Genomic DNA, 20,998 nt, shown 5'->3' on the forward strand with positions numbered 1-20,998 from the left:
GTCACGCAACCTTCGACAGGACGCTGATATCGCATCTGGCGAGGCCATATCGCCAGCGATGGTTCGTCGCCGCGACACGGCTCTGATAAAAAAGCGTTAGCTGTTCGCCCTCGATCATGACGGTCGAGTGACCGTTTTCTCCTGGCCCGCCTGGATCAAGAACCGGACCGATCGAAACGTAGGGTCCGGTAACCTCGGCGGCGATGGCGAAAAACACGCGTTGTCGGCTTCCTCGCGCTCCCCGCGGAAGGAAGCACGTGGCGTTGAGAAGCACGCGGCCATCGGGGAGCTCGACCAGTTGGGCGCCTTCGATCCCCCACTCGTAGTCGGGATCATCGCGCGTATTGTGGTGTGGGATATCACTATGGTCGAGGATCCTGCCCAGCCGCTTCCAAGGTCCGAACCACGAGTCCGACTGGCTGCGCGCCAGGTAGATGTCGGGTTGCGGCACACGACTGAATTTCGGCATGCCGGAATAGACGATGTAGCGCTTGCCGCCGATGATCGCCGGATGCGGATCATAGATCCCATCTTCGTCCGTGCCAGGGATCGACAGGATTGCCGGGTTGAGCACCACCCAGTTGAAGCCATCATTCGACACCGCGTGCTCACAGCGGCCGCCGGACTTCATGAACTCGGTCTGGATGAACATGTGGAAGACGCCGAGCTCGTAGACAACACCGGGCGCGGCAACGCCCGATCCTGTGACAGGAAGCTCGATGGGCTCGTGCTCCGTCCAGGGACCATGCAGCTCCGGCGCGGTTGCGTGAAGTATCTTCCAGCTCTCGGTTGTTACCGTGCCGCTCGAGCCGAAGACGTGCCAAAGCCTGCCGTCAAAGACGGGGCATGGATCCTTGAGATCATCCACCGCTTGCGGATGGAAGAGCGGGAACACATTCGTCTCGAACTCGATCTTCATCACCTGCCCCAGCAATTGCCGGCCGTTTGAGGCTCGTTTGGCTCCGGTCCAGGCGAATCGTTGGAGCCGTCGAACAGCTTAGCTGCCCATGCTACCGAAATACGGCCACCGAGTGACCGTCCCCAGGAACCTGCGTGCAAATCTTGGCCCCAACGCCCAAAGGAGCAGCAGCCCCGCGGCGTGATCCTTCGCCGCTTTAACGGTTCGCGGCTGGAACAAGTTATTCGACGGAAAGTTAGACGGAAAGGTGGATCTCGTCTCCGCTGCCTGCGATTAACAAATGTTAATCGCAATATAATTTCGGCTGCCACTAGGGAAAATTTGTATGGACGCGGCAATAAGAATACCAATTCGCAGAAAAACCACGAAGACGCAAGGCTTACTTATATGCTTCTCTCATTTACGATGGAATTTTGTCTATCAGCGTCCACAGCATATTCTTACCTTGGCCGCGAAGGAGCATGAGATTATTTATTTCGAGGAACCTGTTTTCGAGGAGCGCTCGCATCCCTCGATGCGTTTCTCAGAGGTGGCGCCGGCAATTCGGGTCGCGACTCCTCTGCTTCCAATTGGCACAAGCCCGGCCAGAGCTGATGCCGTGCAGCGCAAATATCTCGACCGGATCATCGCTACGACGCCGCACACTAACCTGACCGCCTGGTACTACACGCCCATGGCCCTACGCTTCAGCGCGCACATCAATTGCGATGTCTGCGTCTATGACTGCATGGACGAACTTTCGGCGTTCAAGAATGCGCCAACCGAGCTGGCCATGATGGAGCGAGCACTCTTCGGGCGCGCCGACGTGGTCTTCACCGGCGGCTTGAGCCTCTTTGAAGCGAAGCGCTGCCAGCACCGTGCCATCTATCCGTTTCCGAGCAGCATCGACGTCAGCCACTTCCACAAGGCAAGGACACCCGGCAAGGACCCTGCCGATCAATTCGGCATTCCTCATCCACGGGTGGGCTTCGTCGGCGTCATCGACGAGCGCCTCGACATCGATCTCGTGGCCCAGGCCTCCAAGGCGATGCCAGACGTGCATTTCGTCATGCTCGGTCCGGTGGTCAAGATCGACCCGAGCAGCCTGCCGACAGCGGGCAATCTGCATTGGCTCGGCGGGAAAGCCTATGCCGATCTTCCAGATTATCTGCGCCACTGGGACGCCGGCTGGATGCCGTTCGCGCTCAACGAGGCCACACGCTTCATCAGCCCGACAAAAACGCCGGAGTTCCTCGCCGCTGGCCTGCCGGTGGTTTCAACAGCAATCGTCGATGTTGTGCGAACCTACGGCGCAGCCGGGCTCGTCGACATAGTGGACGCCGAGGACGTCGACATCAAGCTGCGATCCGTCCTTACCCAATCGCGCGAGGCGCGGCTTCAGCAGGTCGATGCCTATCTCGCGGACATGTCCTGGAAGCGCACATGGAATGGCATGGCCGCTCATATCAGGAACGCCAGTGCTCGGAAAAAGGTCGTCCCGTTCCGCAGGAGCGCCTGACCATGTTCGACTGGCTGATCGTCGGCGCCGGCTTCGCCGGCAGCGTTCTCGCCGAACGGATTGCCTCGCAGCGGGGAGAAAGCGTTCTCCTCATCGATCGCCGCAATCACATCGGGGGTAACGCCTATGACTGCTACGACGAAGCAGGCATCCTCATCCACCGCTACGGGCCGCACATATTCCATACAAATGCGCGGTCCATCGTGGATTATCTGTCACACTTCACGACATGGCGGCCGTATGAACATCGTGTGCTGGCGGCGGTCGACGGAATGCTTCTCCCGATCCCCATCAATCTCGATACGATCAACCGCCTCTATGGTCTCGATTTGGATCCGGTGGAACTGGAAGACTTCTTCGCGTCTCGCCGCGAGACCGTCGAGGAAGTCCACACGGCCGAGGACGTCGTGGTCAGTACCGTCGGGCGGGAACTCTATGAGAAATTCTTCCGCGGCTACACCAGGAAGCAATGGGGCGTAGACCCCTCCCAGCTCAGCAAATCGGTAACCGCCCGGGTTCCGACCAGGACCAACCGCGACGACCGCTACTTCGGTGACAGCTTCCAGCACATGCCCGCGAACGGGTACACGCGCATGTTCGAGCGCATGCTCAACCATCCCAATATCAAGATCATGCTGCAGACGGATTATCGTGAGGTCCGGGACCGGATTCCGTTCCGCAAGCTGATCTACACCGGCCCTGTCGACGAATTCTTCGACTGGAGACTTGGCCGCCTGCCGTATCGCTCGCTGCGTTTCGAGCACGTGACCGTCGAATGCGAACAGTTCCAGCCGGTCGCTGTGGTCAACTATCCGCAAACGGAGGACTTCACCCGGATCACCGAGTACAAGCATCTGACGGGCCAAAAGAACGCCCGGACAAGCCTCACCTATGAATACCCGACCGACATTGGCGATCCGTATTACCCGGTGCCCAGGCCGGAAAACGAAGCGCTCTACAAGCAATATGAAGCCTTGTCCGCCAGTCGCACGGATGTCTGGTTTGTCGGCCGCCTTGCGACATACCGCTATTACAATATGGACCAGGTCGTGGGTCAGGCTCTGGCTACTTTCGCCCGCATTCAGAAGACGGTCCCAATTGGAGGCGCCTTGCAGCCGGCAATGGCTGTGCCGGGCTAAAGCCGCTTGCTACTCCGGCATGCAAGGCTGCGTGGGTCGAGAACGCTGCTCAAACAGCCTCTGCTGCCTCGCCAGTTCATCGGCCATCGACTGACGGGTGCGGCGCGATCCATCCGCATGGATGACGGAGAAAAGGCCAACTTCGGCGTGGCGTGAATTGTCCCATCCCGGGTAAGCCGTGATCGGATAAAGGCAGATTCCCCCGACCGGCGCGCCTTGGTTCATAGCCTCCCGCACCTCGTCGCATACATAGTGAAGCCATGCCGGGCCTCCCGATCCTTCCGCACCGGTCTCCGCAATGTACATCGGCTGTCGGTAGCGTTGGGCGACCTCGACGAGCATTTCCGACAGAGCCCGGTATTCGTGATGCCCCATCGGGATTGTTGGCCCGTGCAGGTACCACTGATTGTGCGGGTAGAAATTCAGACCGATGACATCGATGAGATCTTCGCTGCCGCCAAGCTGCGGCTCGACGCGCCCCATCAGCATGTCGTACGCTTCGAACTGTCCCTGTCGGACTTTTTCAGCCGCCCGCATCTCCGCGCGGCTTCGATCGCGCGGCGCGATGTGAATAAGCGGCTCGGCCCAGATGAACCGGCATTCTGGATCGGCTTCGCGCATGGCTCGTATGCCTTGCACGGCAGCCTTGACAAGGTGGCGTTTGAACCAACCCCTTCGCCTTGGGCCGGCCGGTGGAAAATAGCCCACTTCGACTGCCCAGGCGAAGAACGATATCTCGTTGATCGGGCAGACGAGCGCAGGCTTCCCGCTGACGGCCCGATGCAACCGGACAGCTTCCGCTGCGAAATCGGCATAGCGCTCGATCAGCTCCTTCCCGCCCTGGTCAAGATAATCGGGGGTTCCGTAGTGAAAGACATCCCAGATGACCTGAACGCTGGCGAGATTTGCCGCTTCGATCATCGGCGCCCAACTCGACCAATCGTACACGCCCGGCGCATTCTCGATCAGGTGCCAGCGTAGCCCGTCACGAACAGTTCTGAGGCCAAGGTTCGCGCAGCCGCGATAGTCGCGTTCTGCGTGAGAATCATGGCCAGTCGCCCGCACGAGATCGAGACGCACACCATCCTTTCGCCGGTGCGAGGAGCATTCGAAACCGCCCATGAAAAAACTGCCGAATGTGACAGCGCCGGCAGCTGGATTCACGTTTGGGCTAACGGCTTGCGGCACATTCTTACTCCTTGCATTGGCCGGCACTGTCGACCAACGGCCGAAGCCCTCTATGGGTTGGGCAACTTCTTCGTTCTTGCCGCATGCTGAACGGCGTTCAGCCCAGCGTGATCTCCTGATCGTTCACAACCTCGGCCAGCCGACTGAGGAAACTCACGAGGCCGACTTCCGGATCGTCGTTGTCGCCTGTGAGCACGGAGATACCCCAACGCCCCAGCACGGCTTCTTCGACGGGGTCTCGGCTCGCCATGAAAATGTATGACGGCGGCCGATCCGCCTCGTAGCCCGAACGGTTCCATGTCTGCCAAAGCCGATGCAACAGCAGCCGGATGTTCAGGTCCGAGAGGCTATAGCCGACGAACAGAACCGTGCTGCCCAGCGCATCGGAACGAAACCGCACATCGAGCGGCGAATCGAAGGATAACCGATCGAGATAGTCGGTTTCCGTAAGGACCAGCGAGGAATCGTCATCGAAGTCGCCGTGGAATTTCACGATGCACGCGACGTCCCGGCGAGCCTTCGAGACATCCCTAGCATTTGCCACCTTCACATATGCGCGGCCGTGTATCTCAAAGGCGACTTCGAGGTTTCGGTCATAGTTGGTGGTGTAGATCACCGGAAAATCCAGCGCGACGATCAGACGATGCAGTTCGGACTCCCGAATCTTCTCCCTCGTCACGGTCCAGTGCCTGTCCATCCAACTGCGTAACGGCCCGATGCTGCCGTGCTTGATCCGGTAATACTCGGCCAGGGTTTGGAAGCGATCACGCGGTCTTGCCCCATCCAGGCCGAGTTCGCTCGCCATGCGCTCAATCAGCTTCTCCCAGGAAGGCAGCCCGACGCTCATCGAAACACCAGCGCCGACAAAGAGCACCGCATTGCGCTCTCGGATCGCTTTAGCGAGTGGAAGAATCGGGTCCTCGTTCATTGCCGAAGCTGAGTGGGCTGCCGCGGGTGGGGCATGACGCATACTTCCGAACCTGGAGGTGGATGAAGTGTTCCCCGCTCAGCCGTGAAAATCCAGAAGACGCCGATACTCAGGTCAGACTCGCCGAAAGCAATGCGCAGGCAGGGACAGGCGGCTTGGCTTCGGTCCCTCTCAGCATCGGCGAATCGCCAGCGCGACATCGGTCGCGAACGGTGGCACCTCCAGCTTCAACCTACCGTCCGCTTGCGCCCGCCATTCCGCCGCTTGCGTGCCGGCCGCAGTATCCCAGCCGACTATGCGGTAGCTACCCGGAGCCAGCCCAGGCAGGACGATCATGACGGGCTCGGTTTGCACGTCGGCCTGCAGCATGCCGTTGGGCCCGATCGTTTCGCGGTGCACCAGCCAGGCCACCGCCTGGGCATCGTCGCCGCAGGCTACCGCCGCGACATCGGGGCGGGAAACCCGCACCCGGCCGCAGAGATGGACACGTCGGAACCGACTCCAGTCGATCAGCGGCAGGAAACCCGCCAGCGAGCGCTGCGCCCGCCGCATGCCGGGTGTGAGCACATGCGGCGTACGGTTCGGCCAGCGCATGCCGCCACCGGCACCGCCGGCAGCCAGGTGCGCCCATTGCATATGGCGGAAATATTCGTCGTCGAACGGCTCCGGCAGCGTGATCTTCTTGTCCTTGAAGGTATGGATCGGGCCATGTTCGCTGTCGAGGAACGGCCGGCCATCGCGAGTTTCGGCCAGGGCCTCGCCGACGATCCGCCCCAGGCCGAGCGCCGGGGCCACTGTGTCGCGGGGATGATCGATCGTGCCTTCCTCGTAGATGTGGAGGGAGGCGAAGTCGAGATCCGGATGCCGGAAGATAGGTTCGCGGAGCGGCATGTGCGCCCGCCAGCGAAGCTCCGGTCCGAAGAGCGAAACCGTTTGCGGGTGGGAGCGGCCGTAGAGCGAAATCTCCAGCCGGCGAACAAAAGCACCGAGATCGTGGATGAAGTCGCCGAAATAGTCGGCGCTGCCTTCGGCCTGCTCGGGATGGATCTCGTTCCAGAGGTCCCAAGCGAAGAGCGCGCCGCTGCCGCCCCATCTGCGCACCGCGAATTCCAGCCTTGCCTTGATGGCGCGGCGCGTGGCCGTGCAGACCAGAAAGCGCGAGGGCTGATCCAGCACGCCGCCGTTCCTCTGATTATAGGGGTGATGACGCCAGTGCCGCCACTGCCAAAATGTATCGAACGGGGTGAGCAGTATTCTCAAACCGTGCTTTTCACAGAGACGAAAAAGATCGTCCCACAGCCGCACGATAGCAGGAACGAAGCGACCGAGCGGCCGCTCGAAGTAGCGGTGGCGGACCTGAGCATATTCCAGCATCAGCCTGAGGCAGGTGACGCCGCTTTGCTTAAGCCAGCGGAGGTGAGCCTCCACGCCGGCTATGTCCTTGCGCCGGAACAGCCCATTTAGCTCAGGCCAGCTTATAGCGTCATTCTGCCCGATCGGCATCCACGGCTCGCCGTCCTCAGTGGCGAAATATGAGCCGGCCACCGTGATCCACTGCAGACCCGCGGACCGCACAGCGAGTAAGCGCTCCGCGTCACTGGTCGTGCTGTCCGTTAATCCCGTGTTGTCCAAGTGGCTTTCCGGTATTCCCCAAGGCACTCCAAACTGTCTCAGGGGAAAAATGTTCACCGGCGCCGGCGCAAAAATCGCAGCCCGCCCGGGCCTCATCGCCGAGAGAATGGCCCGTTATTAAAGAATGGCCAGCTGATCTGCTCCAGCTTCGTTCGACTGAAAACCCTAGCTAGGATCCGCTCGCCGCCATCCCGGCCGTAGGGGCCTGGGCAGGCCACCGAAAGCCAACCAGGTCAAGTCATAGCGACGAGTAGAGATTCGCCAGCGGGATCTCGCCAACCAGGAAGGCCGGCTTCAGGCGATCCTCTGCTGAAGCTGCGGCACGTCTTCGCTCTTCCGCAGACCCGTCGCGACGACCGACACCCGAAATTTTCCGGCCAACGCCTGGTCGAAGATGGCGCCGACGATAATATCGGCATCGGCGTCGACCTCTTCCCGTATCCGTGTCGCGGCTTCGTCGACCTCGAAGAGCGTCATGTCCGTGCCGCCGCAGATCGATACCAGCAGGCCTCTGGCGCCCGTCATGGAAGCCTCATCGAGCAGCGGGTTGGCGATTGCTGCCTCGGCCGCCGTCCTTGCGCGGCCCTCCCCCGAGGCTTCACCGGTTCCCATCATCGCCCGGCCCATGTCCCGCATCACCGACTTCACGTCGGCAAAATCGAGATTGATCAGGCCCTCCTTCACGATGAGATCCGTGATGCAGCCGACACCGGCGTAGAGAACACGGTCCGCCATAGCGAAGGCATCGGCAAACGTGGTCCTGGCGTCGGCGACCCTGAAAAGGTTCTGGTTGGGGATGACGATCACGGTGTCGGCGCTTTCGCGAAGGCGTTCTATGCCCTCTTCGGCGGCCTGGGACCTGCGCTTGCCCTCGAACGTGAAAGGCTTGGTAACGACGGCCACTGTCAAAATGCCGGCATCGCGCGCCGCACGCGCAATAACGGGCGCGGCGCCAGTCCCGGTGCCGCCGCCCATGCCCGCCGTGATGAAACACATATGCGTTCCCGCAAGATGATCCATGATCTCGTCGATGGATTCCTCGGCGGCCGCGCTGCCGACGTGGGGGAGAGATCCGGCGCCCAAACCTTCGGTCACATGCGCACCCAACTGGATCAGCCGCGGCGACTTCGACATGGTGAGCGCCTGGGCGTCGGTATTGGCGACGACGAACTCGACCCCCTGCAGGCCTTCAGCGATCATGTTGTTGACGGCGTTTCCGCCAGCGCCGCCGACCCCGACAACGGTGATCTTAGGTCTCATCTCCAGGATTTCCGGCTTGGCAGTCATTGTGATCTCTCTACGGGACGCAGTGGCTGCGCCAGAGCAACTAGCAAACGAATCAGATGGTCCCGCCAAGATCAGGGAATCAGAGGACAGGCCTCCCCGCAAGGTCAAGCTGAGGGCATCAAATCGCAAGTTTGCTTCAGGAGCGCCGTAGTCCCGAGCGCAAACCTGCGTGAACCGGTGGGGGGCGGGGGCGACGAAAGACAAATGGTTCAGCCGAAGCAGCCCGCGTCCTCTTCCCTGAGATACGTCCGGGCCGCTTCGGACCGTCGCGCGGCCAGCAGCCCTGAGGACCGCGATCCGTCGCAAACAGAGCCGGAGACGTCCTGCTCACGAGGTTGATAAATCCCGCCGGCTCTCTAAGTTCGCCTTGGGGCACCTTGACTTCGCGCTGGTCCGGCAAACGATCGGACTTAGGCGCAAGAACGGTGATTTGTCGATGACAAGCGCGGCGTCGGGCACCTTGGCGGGCCTTTTGTGCTTTCTGTCCCTGACCGCTGCTGCTCCACGGGCGTTCGCCCAGCAACCGACCGTGCAGCCGGCCGGAGCGATCAAGCCGGACGAGAAGATCACCGAAATCAAGCTAGGCTATTTACGGGCCTACGCGCCGCGCCTGACGCTTTCCCTGCTAGACGAGCCGCCGCGTGACGAAGGTGTCGCCGGCGCCAATGTCGCCATCGGCGACAACAACACGACGGGCAGGTTCATCAAGCAGAAATTCAGCCTCGACGTCACCGAGATAAAACCGGAAGCCGACGCGGTTCAGGCATTCAACGCGTTGATTGCCAAAGGCGACCGCTATGTGATCGCGGACCTCTCGGCCAAGCAGCTGCTGTCGATCGCCGACATCGCCCGCGACAAGGGCGTGCTGATCTTCAACGTGGGCGCCACCGACGACAGACTGCGCGAGGAGGACTGCCGCATAAACGTCTTCCACATCGCGCCGACGCGAAGCATGCTCGCCGACGCTCTGGCGCAGTATCTGATGGTGAAGAAATGGCCGAACTGGGTGCTGCTCTACGGCTCGCATGACGAGGACCGCCTCTATGCCGACGCGTTGCGCCGCTCGGCAGCCCGCTTCGGCGGGCAGATCGTCGCGGAGAAGGAATTCAAGGATACCGGGACGGCGCGCCGCACTGACACCGGAGCCACGCAGATACAGCAACAGATTTCGGTATTCACGCAGGACCTGCCGGAGCATGACGTGCTGCTTGTGGCCGATGAAAGCGAGGTGTTCGGGAGCTACGTGCCCTACCGCAGCTGGACGCCGCGGCTCGTCGCAGGCACGGCCGGTCTTGTGGCATCGTCATGGCATCCCGCGAGTGAACAGTGGGGCGGCATTCAAATGCAAAATCGCTTCCTGAAGACAGCAGGCCGGCGAATGATGTCCAAGGACATGTCGGCCTGGACGGCCGTGCGGGCCGTCGGCGAAGCCACTACGCGCACCAATGGCGACGATCCGAAAAAGATCAGCGATTACATCCGCTCGGACGACTTCTCGGTCGCCGCCTTCAAGGGACAGAAGCTGACCTTCCGCAAATGGAACCTCCAGCTTCGCCAGCCGATCCTGCTTGGCGATGCCACATCGGTCGTCTCGACATCTCCCCAGGAGGGCTATCTCCACCAGGTCTCCGAGCTCGACACCCTCGGCATCGATCAGCCGGAAACGAAATGCGTTCTCAAGTAGCGCCGATCGGGAGGAATTCGTGCAGAGCCGAGCTTGCATACTCGCCATTCTCGCAACCGGCGTCATGGCCGACCCGGCATCGGCCTACACGGCCTACGTCTCAAACGAGAAGGACAATACGATCACCGTCGTCGACACGGCGACGATGCAGGTGGTCAAGACCGTCGACGTCGGCCAGAGACCGCGCGGCATCACCATCTCGCACGACGGCAAGTTCATCTATTTGTGCGCCAGCGACGACAATACGATCCAAATCATCGATACCAGGACGCTGCAGGTCGTCGGCACGCTGCCCTCCGGCGACGATCCCGAATTGTTCGTGCTTTCGCCCGACGGCAAGACGCTCTACGTCGCCAACGAAAACGACAATCTGGTCACCGCGATCGACCTCGACAGCAAGCAAGTCACGTCCGAGATCCCGGTCGGCGTGGAACCCGAAGGCATGGCCGTCAGCCCCGACGGCAAGACCCTGGTCAACACCTCGGAGACCACCAGCATGGCGCATTTCATCGACACCGAGAGCCATGAGGTAACCGACAACGTGCTGGTCGACACGCGCCCGCGCTTCGCCGCGTTCAAGCCCGACGGCTCGCAGGCCTGGGTCAGTGCCGAGATCGGCGGCACCGTCAGCGTCATCGACAACGCCAAGCGCCAGGTCGTGAAGAGGATCAAGTTCGCGATTCCCGGACTGCGAGCCGAAACCATCCAGCCGGTCGGCATCGCCATCAGCGCCAACGGGAAGAAGGCCTACATCGCGCTCGGCCCGGCGAACCATGTCGCAGTGATCAACACCGAAACCTACGAGGTGGAAAAATACATCCTCGTCGGACAGCGCGTCTGGCATCTGGACTTCACCCCCGATCAGAAGACACTGATCACAACGAACGGCAATTCCAACGACATTACTTTCATCGATACGGCGACCGAGGAGCCGGTTCAGTCGGTCACCGTGGGTCAGCAGCCGTGGGGCGTGGTCATATCGCCCAAATAGAGAAGCAGCCGGAAGATTAGGCCTTGAAGCCGGGGCCAAAGACGTCGAGCGCGCTAGATAAGCATCCTGAAGGAGCATCCATGCAGCACGCGAGGACGGCGAAAACGGGGAACGGAGCGGCGGCACTCGATGTCGCCGGCGTCAGCCATTCCTATGGTCCGAAGCGGGCGCTCAACGACGTTTCGTTCTCGATCGCGCCGGCGACTTTCACCGCCCTTCTCGGTCTCAACGGCGCCGGCAAGACGACCCTGTTCTCGCTGATCAGCCACCTCTACGACACGCGCCAGGGATCGATCCGCATCTTCGGCCATGACGTCAGCCGTGCGTCCGGCGAGGCGCTGAGGCGGGTCGGCATCGTATTCCAGGCACGCACGCTCGACCTCGACCTGAGCGTATACCAGAACCTCTCCTATCACGCCTCGCTGCACGGCATCGGACGGCACGAAGCCCGGCAGCGCATTGCAGCGCTGATCGAGACGGTCGACATGCAAGGCCGTCAGCATGACAAGGCTCACGGCCTTTCCGGCGGCCAGATGCGGCGCATCGAGATCGCCCGCGCGCTGCTCCATCGCCCGTCCCTGCTGCTGCTCGACGAGGCGACGGTGGGTCTCGACATCCAGTCGCGCGCGGGCATTCTCGCCACCATCCGCAAGCTGGTCGAAACCGAGGGCATCGGCGTGCTTTGGGCCACCCACCTGATCGACGAGGTTGAAGACGGCGACCATGTCGTCGTGCTGCGGCAAGGTGACCTGGTCGCCAAAGGCAAAGTGGCCGACGTGGTCCAAGCGAGTGGCGCCGCGTCGATCCGCGACGCCTTTTCCAAACTCAGCCGCGGCGAAGCAGCCGGCCAGGCGGAGATCTCGCCATGAGCACTCCCGCAATGCCGGAAAAGGTCGCATCCGTCACGCCGGTGAAGTCCGGCGCGTTCGGCTTTCGTCACTACCTCATCTGCCTCAAAGGCGTCGTCGTGCGGGAAGGGCTGCGCTTCCTGCACCAGCGCGAGCGCTTCATCTCGTCGCTGGTGCGACCGCTCGTCTGGCTGTTCATTTTTGCCGCCGGGTTCCGGCAGGTGCTCGGTGTCTCGATCATCCCGCCCTACAAGACCTACGTGCTCTACGAGGTCTACATCACGCCGGGCTTGTGCGGCATGATCCTGCTGTTCTCGGGCATGCAGTCTTCGCTGTCGATGGTCTATGACCGTGAGATGGGCAATATGCGCATCCTGCTGGTCAGCCCATTTCCCCGCTGGTATCTGCTGGTGTCGAAGATGCTCGCCGGCGTTTCCGTTTCGATCGCGCAGGTTTATGCCTTTCTGATCGTTGCCTGGTTCTGGGGCGTCAAGGCGCCGCCGCTCGGTTACCTATGCGTGCTGCCGGCCCTGTTCCTGTCGGGGATGATGCTTTGCGCGCTCGGCATGCTTTTGTCCTCGATGATCAAGCAGCTCGAGAACTTCGCCGGCATCATGAACTTCGTCATCTTTCCCGGCTATTTCGCGTCGCCGGCGCTCTACCCATTATGGCGCATCCAGGAAGCGAGCCCGCTGCTTTACAAGCTCTGCCTCGCCAACCCCTTTACTTATGCCGTCGAGCTGATCCGCTTCGCCTTCTACGGGCAGATCGATTGGGCGTCGCTGGGTGTCGTCGCCGGCTGCACGCTGCTGTTTCTCGGGGGCGCCATCATCGCTTATGACCCTTCGCGCGGCCTGATAACCCGCAAGCAAGGCACGGGAGGAAACGGTTGATGGAACGGATGAGCCTTGTTCGCAGCCTGGTTGCGGCTGTCATGCTCATGCCCCACGCCGGCGCCACGGCCGCGAACACCGATCCGGACTGGCCCTGCATGCAGCGCAAGGTGCCGCAACTGCTCGCCGGGGTGAGCTTGATCGAACGGGAGAGAGACGGAGCTAAGGAACTGATCCTTGAGCTAGGCAGTTGTGTTTTGTTCCTGTGTTTTTTTGGCTGTTTGAGAACCCAGCGTTTCATTTGTCCATTGTGAACTGATGGATGACCGGTCCCTTCGGGCTGGCTAAAGAGGAGAATGCAATGAAGAAGAAGACCTGGAAGAAACCGACGATGTGCCAGGTTGCCGCGGGCTTCGAGATTTCGCGGTATCTGCCTGCTGAAACTCCTGCCAGGAAGTAGGCCGCAGAGCTGCGTGTCCCTGGCTGTGGGGGCATGCATCCCCTTGCCGCTTGAGGTCGTCGCGACGGAGTTTGCCGCGGCAAACGCGGGCGCGAAGCCGTTTGCCACCGAGAATTTGGCGCCGGTCAAATGGGCCGCAGAGCAGGCATCGCCATGCGCCTGAAGATCATAGGATCGGCGGCGGGAGGCGGCTTTCCGCAATGGAACTGCAACTATCGCCTGAGCCGCTCGGCTCGGAGCGGCATGGCCGGCGTGCATTCGCGGACCCAGTCGTCCATTGCCGTATCGGCTGACGGGACAGGCTGGGTTCTGTTCAACGCGTCGCCCGACATTGGCCGCCAGATTGCGCAAACGCCTGAACTGCAGCCCGCGGCCGATGCGCCGCTGCGCTCGACGCCCATCCGCGCGGTCGTGCTGACGAATGGCGACGTCGACCATATCGCCGGCCTGCTCAGCCTGCGGGAGCGGCAGCCCTTCGCAATCTATGCAACGGCACAGGTGCTGGCGACGCTGGCGGCGAATTCGATCTTCAACGTTCTCGATCCGGCGATCGTGCCGCGCCGCCTTCTGGCGCCAACGGAGGAACTGGCGATCTGCAACGCGGACGGCCAGGAGACCGGCGTGGTCGTCGACGCCTTTCCCGTGCCCGGCAAGATCGCGCTCTATCTCGAGCAAAGAGGCGATCCAAGTGCCGATTTCAGCTCCGACACGGGCGACACGATCGGCGTGCGTGTCAACGGGGCTGGAAGTCGCGCCGCTGTCTTCTACATTCCCGGCTGCGCGGGCATCGATGCCGCCCTGCGCACGCGTCTGGCGGACGCCGCCTGCCTTCTGTTCGACGGCACTGTCTATACAGACGACGAGATGATCCTCGCCGGCGTCGGCCAGAAGACCGGTGCGCGCATGGGGCACATCGCAATGTCTGGAGAAGCGGGTTCGATCGCCGCCTTGGCCGATGTGAGGATCGGCCGCCGCGTCTTCATCCACATCAACAATACCAATCCTGTTCTCGACGAGAGTTCCGCCGAACACGCGGCGGTCAGAGCGGCTGGCTGGGAAATCGGGAGCGACGGAATGGAGATCGAACTTTGAGCGACTTCCACGACGCGGCGCGACATGGTCTGTCCAAGAGCGAGCTCGAGGCGGTGCTGCGGCAGGTCGGCGCCGAGCGTTATCACAACCGCCATCCCTTTCATCACAGAATGACCAGCGGCGGGCTGACGAAGGCCGAAATGCAGGCCTGGGCATTGAACCGCTACTGCTACCAGGCCGTCATTCCGCGCAAGGACGCCATGATCCTGGCACATGCCGAGGATCCGGCGTTTCGCGCCGCCTGGCGCAAACGCATCGAGGATCACGACGGCGAGGACGGCTGGAGCGGCGGCATCGCGCGCTGGCTGCATCTGGCGACCTCGCTCGGGCTCGATGCCGAAGCCATCAAGAGCGAAAGGCTGGCGCTGCCGGCGACCCGCTTCGCCGTCGGCGCCTATCTTTCCTTCTGCACGAACCGCACGCTGCTCGAGGCGGTGGCATCGTCGCTGACCGAGATGTTCTCGCCGATCATAATCGGCGAGCGAGTGCCGGCGATGCTGGCCAAATACGACTACATCACCGACGACACGCTGGCCTATTTCAGCCGGCGGCCGGAACAGGCAACGCGCGACGCCGACTTCGCCCTCGCCTATGTGCTGAGCCACGCCGATACGGCCGAGCGCCAGCAGCAGGCGATCGATGCGCTGGTGTTCAAATGCGATATATTGTGGGCCATGCTCGATGCGCTTCAACATGCCTATGGCGCGCCGGGAAACGTACCACCGGGCGCCTTCCGGCCGGAGGCAACCCGATGATGGCGCTGCGCGAGAGAGCCATCGTCTCCTTGCAATCAATGCCATCGCTGCCGAGGCACGTGCGTATTCAGTACGACCCCGTGCGACAGGCCTTCGCCGTGCTTTCGCCGGAGAAGATATTCTGGCCGAACGATATCAGTCTCGACATATTGCGCCGCTGCGACGGGCGGTCCACGGTCGGCTACATCATCGCCGGTCTTGCGGCCGATTACGATGCTGAACAGGAGGCCGTGGCGGCCGATGTCATCGCCTTCCTGCAGGAATGGTCGGACAAGCTGCTGGTGAAGCTATGAGCGAGCCGCTTCTGCCTCCGATCGGCATGCTGGCGGAACTGACGCATCGCTGCCCGCTGCAGTGCCCTTATTGCTCCAATCCGCTCGAATTGCTCAAGGCCGATCGTGAGCTCGACACCCAGACCTGGCTCGATCTTTTCTCGCAGGCCGCCGATCTCGGCGTTCTGCAGGTGCATCTGTCCGGCGGCGAGCCGACGCTGCGCCGCGATCTCGAGCAATTGATCGCCGGGCTTTCGGCGCGCGGTGTCTACACCAACCTCATCACCGCCGGCATCAACATTGCCGAGGGCCGGATCGCGGCCTTTGCCGAAGCCGGGCTCGACCACCTGCAGCTGAGCTTCCAGGGCGCCCGCCCGGCGACGACCGACCGTATCGGCAACCACAGCGGCAGCCACGAAAAGAAGCTGGAGACGGCACGCCGCGCCCGCGCGGCCGGGTTGCCGCTCACCATCAATGCGCCGATCCATCGCCACAACATCGAGGAAGTGCCGGAATTCATCGACCTGGCTCTTTCGCTGGACGCCGAGCGGCTCGAGATCGCCAATGTGCAGTATGCCGGCTGGGCGCTGGCCAATCGCAATACGCTGATGCCCGAACGCGCCGCGGTCGAACGGCAGGCGGAGATCGTCGCGGCGGCGCAAGCACGGCTTGCCGGCGTCATCAACATCGATTTCGTCCCGCCGGACTATTTCGCCGTCTATCCCAAGCCGTGCATGGGCGGCTGGGCGCGCGACGCCTTCATGGTGACGCCCGACGGCACGGTGCTGCCATGCCATGCCGCGCAGACCATTCCTGCGCTCCGCTTCGAGCGTTTCGGAGAGCGCTCGCTGGCCGAGATCTGGGCCGATTCACCGGCATTCAATGCCTTTCGCGGTACCGAATGGATGCTGGAGCCGTGCCGAAGCTGCGAGCGGCGCGAGATCGATTGGGGCGGCTGCAGATGTCAAGCGATGGCGATTGCCGGCGATGCCGCCGCAACGGATCCGGTCTGCATCAAATCGCCGATCCATGCCCGGGTGGGCATGCTCACCGATGAAACGCGGCGCGCCGCGGCAGACAGTGCGGAGGGCGAACCCTTCATTTACCGTCGGATAGGAGCTGTGGCGGAGCTCGCCTGACCGTCTTCCCCTAAGTGGTCCCCAATAGGATAGAACCGGAATTCGGCATGGCGGGATTTGTGCGAAAGCGCGTCGCCTGAATCCGTTCCAGCGCGACGCGCTTTAGAGAGGGTCGAGGCGCAGTTTGTCCCGGGCGATCTTCCAGGCGGATTCGACGTGGCGCCGTGCCGCGGCTTCCGCCTCCTGCGGCTTACGCGCCCGGATCGCATCCATAATCGCGTTCATCTCGGCGATCGCCGGCTCGCGACGGTTTGCCGAGGCGATCGTCATCGAACGCAGCTGGTTGATGCGCACATTCAACCCGCTGACGATCTCCCAGGCGACACGCTTGTCCGCAGCCTCGAAAAGCGCTTCGTAGAACTTCGTCGTCGCGCGCATCACTGCCGGCGGCTTGCCCGAGGCCCAGGCCTCGAAGAGCTCGCCGAGGGCGTGCTCCAGTACGGCCAGTTGGCCATTGGTGGCCGATTGCGCGCAGGCGCGCGCCGCGATGCCCTCGAGCAAAGCCCTGAGCTCATAGATCTCGTCGGTGCGGCCGATATCCGGTTTGGCCACAGCCGGACCATGCCCGGGGATCATCTGCACAAGGCCTTCAGCCTCCAGCTGCCGCAGGACCTCGCGCACAACCGATCGGCTGACGCCGAGCTGGTCGCAAAGCGGCCGCTCGACGAGCCTTTCGCCGGGCTGGAAATGAAAATCCATTATGGCCTCGCGCATGCGCTCAAGGGCCAATGTTCTCAAGGTTTTGGCGCTGCGATCGATGCGAAGCGTGTCGTCCTGCATGTCTCTGCTCCCTTGGCCGCCACGAAAACAGATTCCATGGCCGGTTGACAAGGTATTTGGTGCTCCATATTATGGTATACCATAAGACGACAGAGAAGTTGGCATTTTCTCGAGCGCCACCTGACAGAGGTTTCCATGCAGCCGGCCATTCGCAAGATCGTCACTTACAGCGAGAACACGCTGATCGAAGGCGGCAAGGCAGCATCCAAGCCGCTGCGCCTGATCGGCATCGCCGCCGTGCTGACGAACCCCTGGGCGGGTCGCGGCTTCATCGAGGATCTTTCGCCCGAAATCCGCGCCTTTGCGCCGGTGCTTGGAGAAACCCTGACCCGCGAGATCGTTGCCGCCGCCGGCTCGGCCGAGGCGATCGAGGGCTACGGCAAGGCCGCGATCTGCGGCACGTCGGGCGAGATCGAGCATGCCTCGGCGCTGATCCACACACTGCATTTCGGCAATCATTATCGCCGCGCCGTCGGCGCCAAGACCTATCTCGCCTTCACCAATCTGCGTGGTGGGCCGAACACACCGATCATGATTCCGCTGATGGACAAGAACGACGAGGGCCGCCGCTCGCACTATCTGACCGTGCATTTCCAGATCGGCGACGCACCGGCGCCGGACGAGTTGGTCGTGGCGCTCGGTGCTTCGATCGGCGGCCGTCCTCACCATCGCATCGGCGACCGCTATCAGGACCTCAAGGAAGTGGGCGACCTGCATGGCTGACGCCGTCGCACCTGGATGGACCCGGGCCGCCGCGCCCGACGGAACCGGCTTTATCCGCGCCGGATCGGGCGCGCCGGTGCTGTTCATCCACGGCGTCGGCATGAATGCGACGATCTGGCAGCCGCAGATCGAGCGGATGGTCGACCGCTTCGACCTGATCGCCATCGACATGCTTGGCCACGGCCGCTCGCCGCTGCCGCCGCAGGAGCCGGAACTCGCCGACTATGCCGCGCAGGCGATCCGGCTGCTCGATCATCTCGGCCTCGACAAGGTGTCCGTCGTCGGTCACTCGATGGGGGCTTTGGTCGCGCAGGAACTCGCGCTGCTAGCGCCGGAGCGCATCCGCCGTGTCGTGTCGCTCAACGCCGTGTTCCGTCGTCCGCCTGATCTGGCCCAAGCCGTGCTCGAGCGCGCGGCGGCGCTCACCGGCCACGGCGATGCGGCGGGGGTCGCCCAGACCATCGCCCGCTGGTTCGGCGATCCGGTTCCGGCCGAGCTCACGGCGGCGGCCGGGAAGGCGGCGGCAGCGTTGAGCGAGGTCGATCCCGAAGGCTACGCCCGCACCTATCGCCTGTTCGCCCGTGCCGACGGCGACCACGCCGAGCGCCTGCAGACCCTGGCCATGCCGGCCCTGTTCATCACCGGCTCCGAGGACAAGAACTCCTCGCCGGCAATGTCGGCCGCCATGGCCAGGCTCGCGCCGCATGGCCGCTGCACCGTTCTCGCCGGCCAAAGGCACATGATGGCGGTGGCAGCACCGGATCTCACCTCACGATGCATCGCCGAGTTCCTGAACGAAGGTGAAAGCCTGGAGCAAGGAGCAGCAGCGGACGCCAGCTTCGACAGCGGCGAGTTCCGGCGTGCGCTCGGCTCCTTCCTGACCGGCGTCACCATCGTCACCACGATCGGCGCGGAAGGCGAGCCGCGCGGGTTCACCGCCAACTCGTTCACATCGGTGTCGCTTGATCCGCCGCTGGTGCTGGTCTGCATCGCCCACAAGGCGCTCGGTCATCCGGTGTTCGCGACATCGAAGAGCTTCGCCATCAACATTTTGAACGAGACCCAGAAAGCGGCCTCCGGCATCTTCGCCTCCAAGGCAGCGGATAAATTCGCGTCGGTCGACTGGCGCCCGGGGAAGACCGGCAGTCCGGTTCTCGACGGCTCGGTCGCAACCTTCGACTGCGATCTGGAGCGGTTGGTCGAGGCGGGCGACCATTCGATCCTGATCGGCCGCGTCCGCGACTTCCAGCACAATTCCTCGCAGCCTCTCGGCTATTGCCGCGGCGCCTACATCACGCCCGGGCTCAGTCAGGAGGCGCTGGCCGCCGCCCAGCCCGGCACCGATGTCGGCGCCATCCTCGAAAACGGCGGCCGTATCCTGTTCCTGGAAACGCCAGACGGCTTCCTCGAACTGCCGCGCGGCCGGGGGCTGGGCTCGGCAAGCGACGGCAAGAGCCTCAACGGGCTTCTGGCCGCAAAGGCCATCGAGGCCCAGCTCGGCTTCCTCTTCGCCGTATGGGACGACGCGGGCAATCCCTCGCGCACCCATGTTTACTATCGCGGTACCTTCGACGTGCCGGCTTCCAGCGATCGAGGCATCCGGCTGATCGACATCGACGCGATCGACGGCTTGAAGATCGCCGATCCGGCCATCCGCTCGATGCTCACCCGCTATGTGCGCGAATGCACTGAAGACGCATTCGGCGTCTATGTCGGCAACGAGGTCGAAGGCGAGGTAAGGCCGCTCGCCAGGACCGCCGCCCTCAATATAGGTGACCAGGGATGAAGTTCTCGCTCTTCGTGCATATGGAACGCTCGGATCTCGCCAAGCCGCATTCGGAGTTGTTGCGCGAGCTGGGTGAGCTGGTCCTACTGGCGGAACAGGCGGGCTTCGAGACCGCCTGGATCGGCGAGCATCACGGGATGGAGTTCACCATCTCGCCCAATCCGTTCATCAACATCGCCTATCTTGCGGCCAAGACCAGCCGCATCCGCCTCGGCACCGGAACCATCATCGCGCCCTTCTGGCACCCGATCAAGCTTGCCGGCGAGGCGGCGATGACCGACGTGATTGCCGGCGGCCGGCTCGACATCGGCATCGCCCGGGGCGCCTACAGCTACGAATATCAGCGCGTCTTCCCCGGGCTCGATGCCTGGGGCGCCGGGCAGCGCATGCGCGAGATCATTCCGGCGATCCGAGGTCTCTGGGACGGCGACTACGAGCACTCCGGCGAATTCTGGCAGTTCCCGCCAACCACCTCCTCTCCCAAGCCCCTGCAAAAACCCTACCCGCCGATCTGGGTGGCGGCGCGCGATCCGAACTCGCACGACTTCGCTGTCGCCAACGGATGCAAGGTCCAAGTGACGCCACTGGCGTCCGGCGACGATGAGGTTGCAAGCCTGATGCAGCGGTTTAACGACGCCTGCGCCGCGCATCCTGAAATCCCGCGTCCGGAAATCATGCTCTTGATGCACACGTTCGTCGCCGAGGACGCCGCCGATGCCGATCGGCTGAGCCAGGATCTGTCGAACTTCTACTGCCAGTTCGGCGCCTGGTTCCAGAACAAGAAGCCGGTGCACCAGGGCATTTTGGAACCGCTGAGCGCCGAAGAGATCGCGGCCATGCCGCAATACGCGCCGGACAAGATGCGCCAGAACCTGGTGATCGGCGAGGCGCACGAGGTGGTCGCGCGGCTGAAAGCCTATGAGACGCTAGGCTTCGACCAGTACTCGATCTGGATCGACAGCGGCCTTTCGCACGCGCGCAAGAAGAAATCGCTGCAATTGTTCATCGACCGGGTGATGCCGGCCTTCATCTGATCGCGAACGA

Annotated in this window: 20 protein-coding genes; 14 read left to right on the plus strand and 6 right to left on the minus strand. The window is 62.6% G+C overall.

Annotated elements, in window-relative coordinates:
* Position 1 precedes the first annotated feature (1 nt).
* Positions 2–919, minus strand: a complete 918-nt coding sequence (locus tag CK218_RS24305; protein ID WP_095782970.1) for a hypothetical protein — start codon at positions 917–919, stop codon at positions 2–4.
* Positions 920–1,244: 325 nt separating this feature from the next.
* On the opposite strand from CK218_RS24305, the gene CK218_RS24310 reads away from it, so the two are divergent.
* Together CK218_RS24310 and glf are read left to right on the plus strand one after the other, a co-directional pair.
* Positions 1,245–2,417, plus strand: coding sequence for a glycosyltransferase (locus tag CK218_RS24310; protein ID WP_095829147.1), 1,173 nt, complete (start codon positions 1,245–1,247; stop codon positions 2,415–2,417).
* 2 nt (positions 2,418–2,419) lie between these two features.
* Entirely contained in the window at positions 2,420–3,556 is a 1,137-nt protein-coding gene (gene glf, locus CK218_RS24315) for a UDP-galactopyranose mutase (RefSeq protein ID WP_095829148.1), read from the plus strand.
* A 9-nt stretch (positions 3,557–3,565) separates the two neighbouring features.
* Here the strand turns inward: glf and CK218_RS24320 are convergent, their stop codons facing one another.
* From CK218_RS24320 to ftsZ, 4 genes are all read right to left on the minus strand, one after another.
* A complete protein-coding gene (locus CK218_RS24320; RefSeq protein WP_095829149.1) occupies positions 3,566–4,744 on the minus strand; it encodes a beta-glucosidase in 1,179 nt (392 codons plus the stop codon).
* 97 nt (positions 4,745–4,841) lie between these two features.
* The gene (locus tag CK218_RS24325) at positions 4,842–5,672 is read right to left on the minus strand and encodes an SIR2 family protein (protein WP_095829150.1); all 831 of its coding nucleotides are present in this window, start codon (positions 5,670–5,672) and stop codon (positions 4,842–4,844) included.
* A 171-nt stretch (positions 5,673–5,843) separates the two neighbouring features.
* On the minus strand, positions 5,844–7,247 hold the full coding sequence (locus tag CK218_RS24330; protein WP_210201080.1) for a hypothetical protein: 1,404 nt from the start codon (positions 7,245–7,247) through the stop codon (positions 5,844–5,846).
* 351 nt (positions 7,248–7,598) lie between these two features.
* A complete protein-coding gene (ftsZ, locus tag CK218_RS24335; RefSeq protein WP_095829152.1) occupies positions 7,599–8,591 on the minus strand; it encodes a cell division protein FtsZ in 993 nt (330 codons plus the stop codon).
* A gap of 436 nt (positions 8,592–9,027) precedes the next feature.
* On the opposite strand from ftsZ, the gene CK218_RS24340 reads away from it, so the two are divergent.
* The 9 genes from CK218_RS24340 to pqqE all read left to right on the plus strand — a co-directional run bounded on the left by CK218_RS24340 (position 9,028) and on the right by pqqE (position 16,665).
* Positions 9,028–10,275 (plus strand): ABC transporter substrate-binding protein, encoded by a 1,248-nt coding sequence (locus CK218_RS24340; protein ID WP_095829153.1) that lies wholly within the window; start codon positions 9,028–9,030, stop codon positions 10,273–10,275.
* A gap of 19 nt (positions 10,276–10,294) precedes the next feature.
* Complete coding sequence (locus CK218_RS24345; RefSeq protein ID WP_095829154.1) at positions 10,295–11,266, plus strand: YVTN family beta-propeller repeat protein; 972 nt, start codon at positions 10,295–10,297, stop codon at positions 11,264–11,266.
* A gap of 80 nt (positions 11,267–11,346) precedes the next feature.
* Positions 11,347–12,135: an ATP-binding cassette domain-containing protein gene (locus CK218_RS24350; protein ID WP_095829155.1), complete on the plus strand. Its 789-nt coding sequence runs from the start codon at positions 11,347–11,349 to the stop codon at positions 12,133–12,135.
* Between the two features lie 11 nt (positions 12,136–12,146).
* Complete coding sequence (locus CK218_RS24355) at positions 12,147–13,007, plus strand: ABC transporter permease (protein ID WP_179294593.1); 861 nt, start codon at positions 12,147–12,149, stop codon at positions 13,005–13,007.
* Complete coding sequence (locus tag CK218_RS24360) at positions 13,007–13,261, plus strand: hypothetical protein (RefSeq protein ID WP_095829157.1); 255 nt, start codon at positions 13,007–13,009, stop codon at positions 13,259–13,261. Before CK218_RS24355 ends, CK218_RS24360 begins: the two co-directional genes overlap by 1 nt.
* A 299-nt stretch (positions 13,262–13,560) precedes the next feature.
* Positions 13,561–14,499, plus strand: a complete 939-nt coding sequence (pqqB, locus tag CK218_RS24365; protein ID WP_095829158.1) for a pyrroloquinoline quinone biosynthesis protein PqqB — start codon at positions 13,561–13,563, stop codon at positions 14,497–14,499.
* Complete coding sequence (gene pqqC, locus CK218_RS24370; protein WP_095829159.1) at positions 14,496–15,254, plus strand: pyrroloquinoline-quinone synthase PqqC; 759 nt, start codon at positions 14,496–14,498, stop codon at positions 15,252–15,254. Before pqqB ends, pqqC begins: the two co-directional genes overlap by 4 nt.
* A complete protein-coding gene (gene pqqD / locus CK218_RS24375) occupies positions 15,251–15,547 on the plus strand; it encodes a pyrroloquinoline quinone biosynthesis peptide chaperone PqqD (RefSeq protein ID WP_095829160.1) in 297 nt (98 codons plus the stop codon). Before pqqC ends, pqqD begins: the two co-directional genes overlap by 4 nt.
* Positions 15,544–16,665 carry a pyrroloquinoline quinone biosynthesis protein PqqE gene (gene pqqE / locus CK218_RS24380; RefSeq protein WP_095829161.1) on the plus strand — a complete coding sequence of 374 codons (1,122 nt, stop codon included), beginning with the start codon at positions 15,544–15,546 and terminating at the stop codon, positions 16,663–16,665. The genes pqqD and pqqE overlap by 4 nt, the downstream gene beginning before the upstream one ends.
* A gap of 102 nt (positions 16,666–16,767) precedes the next feature.
* Here the strand turns inward: pqqE and CK218_RS24385 are convergent, their stop codons facing one another.
* Complete coding sequence (locus CK218_RS24385) at positions 16,768–17,445, minus strand: GntR family transcriptional regulator (RefSeq protein WP_095777416.1); 678 nt, start codon at positions 17,443–17,445, stop codon at positions 16,768–16,770.
* Between the two features lie 135 nt (positions 17,446–17,580).
* Here CK218_RS24385 and CK218_RS24390 point away from each other — a divergent pair, with 135 nt between their 5' ends.
* From CK218_RS24390 to CK218_RS24400, 3 genes are read left to right on the plus strand one after another with little or no spacing between them, the layout of a single operon-like run.
* Positions 17,581–18,168 (plus strand): amino acid synthesis family protein, encoded by a 588-nt coding sequence (locus tag CK218_RS24390; RefSeq protein ID WP_095829162.1) that lies wholly within the window; start codon positions 17,581–17,583, stop codon positions 18,166–18,168.
* The gene (locus CK218_RS31440; protein ID WP_095829163.1) at positions 18,161–19,954 is read left to right on the plus strand and encodes an alpha/beta fold hydrolase; all 1,794 of its coding nucleotides are present in this window, start codon (positions 18,161–18,163) and stop codon (positions 19,952–19,954) included. Before CK218_RS24390 ends, CK218_RS31440 begins: the two co-directional genes overlap by 8 nt.
* A complete protein-coding gene (locus tag CK218_RS24400) occupies positions 19,951–20,988 on the plus strand; it encodes an LLM class flavin-dependent oxidoreductase (protein ID WP_066993884.1) in 1,038 nt (345 codons plus the stop codon). The genes CK218_RS31440 and CK218_RS24400 overlap by 4 nt, the downstream gene beginning before the upstream one ends.
* Positions 20,989–20,998: the final 10 nt, after the last annotated feature.

Origin of the sequence: Mesorhizobium sp. WSM3879 (assembly GCF_002294915.1) — a bacterium.
Taxonomy (GTDB): Bacteria; Pseudomonadota; Alphaproteobacteria; order Rhizobiales; family Rhizobiaceae; genus Mesorhizobium.